General features: G+C 33.0%; 8 protein-coding genes. 4 read left to right on the top strand and 4 right to left on the bottom strand.

Features of this window, described 5'->3' with window-relative positions:
* The 3 genes from mltG to PHC28_RS14815 form a co-directional block, all read left to right on the top strand.
* On the top strand, positions 1 to 351 hold a 351-nt coding region (gene mltG, locus PHC28_RS14825), incomplete at its 5' end, for an endolytic transglycosylase MltG (protein WP_300102316.1).
* A gap of 2 nt (positions 352 to 353) precedes the next feature.
* Positions 354 to 1,268 carry a DUF2279 domain-containing protein gene (locus PHC28_RS14820; RefSeq protein WP_300102313.1) on the top strand — a complete coding sequence of 305 codons (915 nt, stop codon included), beginning with the start codon at positions 354 to 356 and terminating at the stop codon, positions 1,266 to 1,268.
* Between the two features lie 97 nt (positions 1,269 to 1,365).
* Entirely contained in the window at positions 1,366 to 2,001 is a 636-nt protein-coding gene (locus PHC28_RS14815) for a peptidoglycan-binding protein LysM (RefSeq protein WP_300102310.1), read from the top strand.
* Between the two features lie 52 nt (positions 2,002 to 2,053).
* On the opposite strand, the gene PHC28_RS14810 is transcribed toward PHC28_RS14815, so the two are convergent.
* Genes PHC28_RS14810 through dnaA form a run of 3 tightly spaced genes read right to left on the bottom strand, consistent with a single transcriptional unit; the run spans position 2,054 to position 4,704 of the window.
* On the bottom strand, positions 2,054 to 2,776 hold the full coding sequence (locus tag PHC28_RS14810; protein ID WP_300102307.1) for an SAM-dependent methyltransferase: 723 nt from the start codon (positions 2,774 to 2,776) through the stop codon (positions 2,054 to 2,056).
* Positions 2,777 to 2,798: 22 nt separating this feature from the next.
* A complete protein-coding gene (locus tag PHC28_RS14805) occupies positions 2,799 to 3,269 on the bottom strand; it encodes a low molecular weight protein-tyrosine-phosphatase (protein WP_300102304.1) in 471 nt (156 codons plus the stop codon).
* A 7-nt stretch (positions 3,270 to 3,276) separates the two neighbouring features.
* Positions 3,277 to 4,704, bottom strand: coding sequence for a chromosomal replication initiator protein DnaA (gene dnaA / locus PHC28_RS14800; RefSeq protein ID WP_300102301.1), 1,428 nt, complete (start codon positions 4,702 to 4,704; stop codon positions 3,277 to 3,279).
* A 185-nt stretch (positions 4,705 to 4,889) separates the two neighbouring features.
* On the opposite strand from dnaA, the gene PHC28_RS14795 reads away from it, so the two are divergent.
* Positions 4,890 to 5,294 (top strand): thioesterase family protein, encoded by a 405-nt coding sequence (locus PHC28_RS14795; RefSeq protein ID WP_300102298.1) that lies wholly within the window; start codon positions 4,890 to 4,892, stop codon positions 5,292 to 5,294.
* A gap of 38 nt (positions 5,295 to 5,332) precedes the next feature.
* Here the strand turns inward: PHC28_RS14795 and PHC28_RS14790 are convergent.
* Positions 5,333 to 5,773 (bottom strand): YigZ family protein (locus tag PHC28_RS14790; protein ID WP_300102295.1); only part of this gene is annotated, 441 nt, incomplete at its 5' end.

Raw genomic sequence — 5,773 nt, 5'->3', positions numbered from 1 at the left:
AATCGCTTGAGACAAGGAATGCCACTCCAGGCTGATCCCACGGTGATTTTTGCTATCAAGAAGAAAGCAAATGATTTCAATCAAGTCATTAAAAGGGTGTTTTATAACGATTTGACAATGACGTCTACTTACAATACTTATGTTAACTTAGGTCTCCCTCCGGGACCAATTGCAATGCCTGATATTACAGCATTGGAAGCGGTTTTAAATCCCGAAAAAAACAACTTTATTTATTTTTGCGCTAGTGTGGATCGTTTTGGATACCACGAATTTGCCGCTACTTTGGCAGAGCATAATAAAAATGCTAAGAAATATTCAGATTGGATTAACAGTCAAGGTGTAACAAGATAATTTTGAAATTTAAAAAACATTTCTTTTTACTTTTTTTGGTTGTTTGCCAAACTAATTTTGCTCAACGTTCATTTGGTAATTTCTTAAAACCTTCTGATTCTTTAAACAATAAAAGGAAAAATACTGTATTTATTTCCGAAGCAGTATTGACTTCAGGAGCTTTGATTGGCTTGAACCAACTTTGGTACGCTGATTATCCTAGGTCTAGTTTTCATTTTATAAATGATAATTCGGAGTGGATGCAAATGGATAAAATGGGGCATCTTTTCTCGTCTTATCATATTGGTAGATTTGGTTCAGAAATGTTGCAGTGGAGTGGAGCTAGTAAACAGAAACAGTTAATTTATGGAGCTAGTTTAGGATTTGTATTTTTGACAGCCGTTGAATTTATGGATGGATATTCTGCCGAATGGGGAGCATCAATGGGCGATGTTGCTGCTAATGCAACCGGAACAGCTTTGTATGTTTCTCAAGAATTAATTTGGAAAGAACAACGCATCAAGCCTAAATTTTCTTTTCATACAACCCAATATTCAAATTATCGACCTGATGTTTTGGGAAAAACAATTACCGAACAAATTTTAAAAGATTACAACGGACAAACTTATTGGTTTTCAGCCAATTTGCATTCGTTTTCTAAAGATTCTAAAATACCAAAATGGCTCAATCTTGCATTGGGTTATGGGGCAGAAGGAATGATTACTGGAAATGGAGAGCAAAATTTGCTTATTTCAGCTCCAAATCCAGAAAAATACAGACAATTTTACCTGAGTTTCGACGTTGATTTAACAAAAATTGACACAAAATCCCATTTTTTGAAGACTATTTTCACGATTTTTAATACAGTGAAAATTCCAGCTCCAACGATTGAGTACTCGACTCACAGCCGATTCAAATATCACGCATTGTATTTTTAGGCCAGATTAATAGCTTGATTGTCAGGTTTGTGATTTTTATTGTATCTTTGCACCGTAGAAATTTCAATACGGGACAGCGTTTGAAGAAAAACAATTTATGATAAAGAAGTGGTCTTTTTATACAAGTTTGACTATTATTATTGCTTTTTTAAGCACAGGTTTTAAACCCTTTGATTTAGATTCCAACCAATGGTTTCTTACTAACGAAAATGATGGAACCCACTACTTATTTCCATCTCAAAAACAAAATGATTATGCTGATTTGAGCGTTCCTTTTACAGGTAAGTTCTTTATTGGTTTTAAAGAAGCAATTGCTTTCAGAGAATCTGAGGGAAAATACAAAAAAATTAATTCTTTGGGTTATATGGGTAAATACCAATTTGGTTTGCAAACCCTAAAAACTGTTGGAGTTCACAATAGTGCTTTGTTTTTGAATAGTCCAAAAATGCAGGAAAAAGCATTTGTTGCACTTTTAGCTAAGAACAAATGGGAGCTAAGAGACGAAATCGAAAGATATGATGGTACAATTATGAATGGGATTGTCATTACTGAGTCTGGAATTTTAGCTGCGGCTCATTTAGGCGGAGCTGGTTCGGTGAAAAGATTTTTTAAGAACAATGGAAATCGCTATATCAAAGATGCTTATGGAACTTCAATACGAAGTTATATGAGAGATTTTGGGGGTTATGAAACTTCTGGAATTGTTGCTGACAGTAATGCGACAGTACAATAATATAAGTCCTTATAAAATATAAAACCACGCTTTTAGCGTGGTTTTTTTATGTTTACATTTTATGAATGATAAAAATAGTGGGGCGATTGTGTAAATCAACCTTAATTTTTTTCCATTCTGAAGCTCTCATTGTTTTGATGTATTCAGTTGGTAAAGTGATGTCCGAAGCAATGCAAAGATAAGTTGCAGGATTCAATGCTTGCAAAATGTCTTCGAGCATTTTGTTGTTTCTGAAAGGAGTCTCGATGAAAATTTGGGATTGGTTTTTGTCTTGGGATAATTTTTCCAAATTTTTAATTACAGTTCTTTTTTCAGACTTATCGATAGGAATGTATCCATTAAACGCAAAACTCTGACCATTCATTCCAGAAGCCATAATTGCCAATAAAATTGAAGATGGACCAACTAACGGTACTACTTGAATTCCTTTTTCGTGTGCTAATTTTACAATTACTGCTCCAGGATCAGCAACTCCGGGGCAGCCTGCTTCGCTCATTAATCCAACATTTTTACCTTCTAAACAAGGTTTTATCATTTGAGAATGTTCAGAAACTTGAGTGTGTTTATTTAAAGAACTCAATCTTAGTGTGGCTTGCACTTTTTCGGGATTAATACTTTTTATGAATTTCCGAGCTGTTTTTTCATTCTCAACAATATAATCATCAATGAAATCAATGGTTCTTTTTATGGTTTGTGGCAAAACATCCATAGGGTCACCTTCTCCTAAAGTTGTTGGAATTAAATATAGTTTTCCTGGTAAAGTAGTTAATTTCATTTATCGTATTGTTATTGAAAGGCTAAACTGAATGCTTTTCAATGAGTTTTTTTGCAATTATGTCACAAGCTTCATCGAGCATTTTGTAAACAGATTCAAATCCGTTTGGCAAACCAAAATAAGGATCGGGAACATCTACATTTTCATTGGGAAATAATTCATTCAATATGAGTTGCACTTTTTCGGTTTGTTTTTGATTGTCGGCAAGTTGCACTACATCCCAATAATTAGAATTATCCATTACATAGATGTAATCAAAGGTGTCAAAATCACTTGTGGTGAATTGTCTTCCTTTTTGACGTGAAATATCTAATTTGTTTTTTTTTGCAACAGCAATGGAACGCTCATCGGGTTGATGACCAATATGCCAAGAACCAGTTCCGGCTGAATCTACCTTGAATTTGTTTTTTGGAAGTTTTGATGCCAATATTCCTTCGGCTAATGGTGACCGACAAATATTGCCTAAACAAACCATCAAAATCTTTACGGGCATAATACGTTTATAACGTTAATTTTTTATTGATATCTTCGACAAATTTCTTGAATTGTTTGTCGGTAGCAACTAAATTATCAACTGTTTTACAAGCGTGTAAAACTGTAGCGTGATCACGGTCGCCTATTTGGGAACCAATATTTGCTAGTGAAGCTTTGGTGAATTTCTTAGCAAAAAACATAGCCAATTGTCTCGCTTGAACGATATGTCTTTTTCTGGTTTTTGATTGAAGTGTTTCCAAGTCCAATTGAAAATAATCAGAAACAATTTTTTGAATGTAATCGATAGAAATTTCTCTTTTTACATTTTTAACAAATTTTTCGACTACACTTTTTGCAAGTTCCAGATTGATTTCTTTTTTATTGAAAGAAGATTGGGCAATCAAGGAAATAATTGCTCCTTCGAGTTCACGAACATTCGATTTGATGTTTCGGGCAACATATTCAATAATCTCATCAGGAATTTCTACTCCATCACGATATAAAATGTTTTTTAGGATAGAAATTCTGGTTTCGTAATCAGGTTGATGCAATTCTGCAGATAATCCCCATTTGAAACGAGACAACAATCTTTGTTCAATATCTTGCATATCAACTGGCGCCTTGTCAGAAGTCAAGATTACCTGTTTTCCGTTTTGATGCAAATAGTTGAAAATATGGAAAAATACATCCTGAGTTCCTGATTTTCCTGAAAGGAATTGAACGTCATCTATTATTAATACATCGATAAGTTGGTAAAAATGAATGAAATCATTTCTATTATTTTTCTTAACAGAATCTATATATTGTTGTGTAAAAATTTCTGCTGAAATATATAAAACCGTTTTTTCGGGATATTTATCTTTGATCTCAACTCCAATGGCGTGAGCTAAATGGGTTTTGCCTAAACCAACCCCACCAAAAATTAATAATGGGTTAAAGGATGTTCCTCCCGGTTTATTAGCAACAGCCATACCTGCTGAACGAGCTAATCTATTAGAATCACCTTCAAGAAAATTGTCAAAACTATAATTTGCGTTCAATTGTGATTCGATTTTTAAATTTCGAATACCAGGAATTACAAAAGGATTTTTTAATTCCGGATTTAGGTTTTTAAAAGGCGCATCGACATCTTGTGGTTTCATTGGCACTCGATTAGCACTTGGCAATTGTTCTATAAACGGTTGTTTGTTGCCATAAGTGTTTTCCATTTTGATTTTATAGAGTAACTTTGCATTTTTACCGAGTTCTTTGGTTAATGCTACTTTCAATAATTTAACGTAGTGTTCTTCCAACCATTCGTAGAAAAATTTACTAGGAACTTGAATATATAATGCGTTATCGGTAAGTTCAACTGATTTGATTGGTTCAAACCAAGTTTTGTAGGCTTGATCTTGAATGTTGTCTTTTATAAAAGACAAACAGTTTTCCCATACTGATTGAGCAGTCTTATTCATAAATTTGGTTAAATTATTTTGGTTTTGTAATGTTATCTAATAAAAAAAAAGATTGTAATATTGTTTTTTTTCGGGATAACAAATATGTGAATAAATTTGTCTAAAAAAAAATTAAATGCATACAAATTTTATAAAATATTGTTGTATGTAGCTTATTTAAATTAAAACTTTATAAACAATAATTAATGAATCATCATCAAACTCAAATTCGTGTTCGCTATTCAGAAACAGACCAAATGAGGGTCGTTTATCACGGTAATTATGCTCAGTATTTTGAAGTTGGAAGGGTGGAATGGCTTAGAAACAAAGGGATTTCTTATAAATGGATGGAAGAAAATGGAATTATGCTTCCTGTGGTTTCCTTGACCTTAAATTATAAGAAACCCGCTCGTTATGATGAGCTTTTAACATTAAAGACTATACTGAAAAATAAGACCTCTGTTAAGATTGAATTTGACTATGAGTTGTATAATGAAGAAGGAGAGTTGTTAACAACGGGTAGTTCAATTTTAGTGTTTGTAGATATGAAAACAGGAAGACCTGTAGTGCCTCCACAATATATTTTAGATATTTTGGATAAAGTTGAATAAAGACACCTTTTTTTTGTAAAAATGCTAATAGGAGTAATTTATTGAATTGGTTTTATTTCAATTTCAAACATTGAATTAAAAATGTCGAAAATCATTTCAGCATTTTTTTTTCGAATGACAATTTCAATTTCGCAACTCATCTCCATTTTTTGCATAACAATTACAATGTTTTTCTCCTTGATAACTCGCATCACTTTATTGATGTTTTTGTAATCGAATGATAAAAGATAATGAACATCGATAGTTTTTTCAACTATTTCTGAAGCTTCAAGTGTCATTTGGGCAGCGGTTTTATAAGCCGAAATCAATCCTCCAACTCCTAATTTTGTACCTCCAAAAATCCGAACGACGACTAGTAAAACATAGGTAACTCCAAAGGACTGAATTTGACCATAAATAGGAGTTCCTGCTGTGTTACTTGGTTCTCCATCATCATTAGCTCTGTAAATTATGGTGTCGGTGCCAATTTGGTATGCATA

The sequence above is a fragment of the Flavobacterium sp. genome (assembly GCF_028712645.1).
Lineage (GTDB): Bacteria > Bacteroidota > Bacteroidia > Flavobacteriales > Flavobacteriaceae > Flavobacterium.
Note: the sequence above shows the minus strand (reverse complement) of the source record. Positions and strands in the feature narration are given on the sequence as shown.